This window comes from Halobacillus sp. BBL2006, assembly GCF_000786645.1.
In the GTDB taxonomy this organism is placed as follows: domain Bacteria; phylum Bacillota; class Bacilli; order Bacillales; family Halobacillaceae; genus Halobacillus.
In genome coordinates, this window is sequence record NZ_JRNX01000890.1 from 1 (window position 1) to 1561 (window position 1561).

Consider the following 1561-nt stretch of genomic DNA (forward strand, 5'->3'; position numbering starts at 1 on the left):
ACTCGCGAGCCACTTCCGGAAGATACTCGGATCTCCGAAAAACATTGATAATATCAATAGGTTCCTTTACATCTTTTAGGCTTGCATAGGATTTCTCACCCAAAGATTCTTGAATACTTGGGTTGACAGGGATAATCTTATAGCCAGCCTCTTGCATAGCCTTGCTTACCTGATACGATGTACGGTGGGGTTTGTCTGAAAGTCCTACCACTGCAATCGTTTTAGACTCATCCAATAGCTGTTTGATCTCATCCTTTGTGGGATTTTGAAAAAACATTACTACTCCTCCTATTCTTCGATAAGCCCCTCTTCGACTAAGTATTCTCGGGCCACCTCTTCAGGATCACGATCTTCAAAATCAACTTGATAATTCATTTGACGCATTTGATCACCGGTAATTTTTCCACCTAATTGGTTCAGAATTTCCTCTAGTTCGGGATACTTATCTAAAGTTTCCTGTCTCATTAATGGAGCTCCCTGATAAGGTGGGAACAAGTTTTTTGGATCTTCAAGAACCTTCAAATTAAGATTCACCATATATCCAGCGGTCGCATACGCATCAATAACATCGACTTCACCAGTCTCGATCGCTCCTTGACGTAAACCTGGATCCATAGTTTTTACTTCGGCAAAATTCAAATTATAGACTTCTTTCATGCCTTGATACCCGTCTTGACGATCATTAAACTCCAATGTGAATCCTGCTGTAATTTGATCCTCAACAGGCTTAAGGTCACCAATGGTATCTAGATCATACTGTTTCGCTAGTTCCTGTGTCGTTGCCACTGCATACGTATTGTTGTACTTCATAGGCTGAAGATAAGCCATGTCATATGTTTCTGACATACCTTCTTTCGCCTGCTGATACACTTGTTCAGAATCATTACTTTTTGCTTGCTGTTCAAGTAAGGATACAAGCGCTGTACCCGTAAACTCAGGATAGATATCGATACTTCCTTCCTGCAGAGCGCTGAATACTAGATCTGTTTTACCTAAATTCGGCTGTAACCCAACTTGTAGATCCGTTTCCTCTTCAATCAAAAGTTTATACATATTAATTAAAATGGCGGGTTCAGAACCAAGTTTCGCACCTAAAACCAAGTCTTCCTTCACCTTGCCTCCGAATGCTAACGGTCCAACTGCAATTAGAGCTGCAATAACAAGAAGGCTGACAAGAGATCTAAACCCGGACTTCGCGGATGTTCGTTCAAATAACCGCAGAATTCCATCAAGTATAATGGCGAGCAATGCTGCCGGGATTGCCCCTAAAAGGATTAAATTTATGTCCCCTCCCCGGTCGAGACCTAGCAAAATAAGATCTCCTAGTCCTCCTGCGCCGATCAAGGCGGCAATGGTAGTCGTTCCAACAATCAGAACCATAGAAGTACGGATCCCTGCCATGATGACTGGCATAGCAAGAGGAAGCTCAATTTTTGACAATCTACGGAAAGAACTCATTCCCATTCCAGTAGCGGCTTCTTTAAGAGCTGGGTCCACTTCTTTAATTCCTGTATAGGCATTCCTTAAAATTGGAAGTAATCCATAAGCAGTTAACGCGATG

2 protein-coding genes are annotated in these 1561 nt (G+C 42.2%); both read right to left on the minus strand.

Features of this window, described 5'->3' with window-relative positions:
* A partial coding sequence (locus tag LD39_RS20845) for a CoA-binding protein (RefSeq protein WP_035553349.1) occupies positions 1-277 on the minus strand: 277 nt, incomplete at its 3' end.
* A gap of 11 nt (positions 278-288) precedes the next feature.
* Positions 289-1561 (minus strand): ABC transporter permease/substrate-binding protein (locus LD39_RS20850; RefSeq protein WP_035553352.1); only part of this gene is annotated, 1273 nt, incomplete at its 5' end.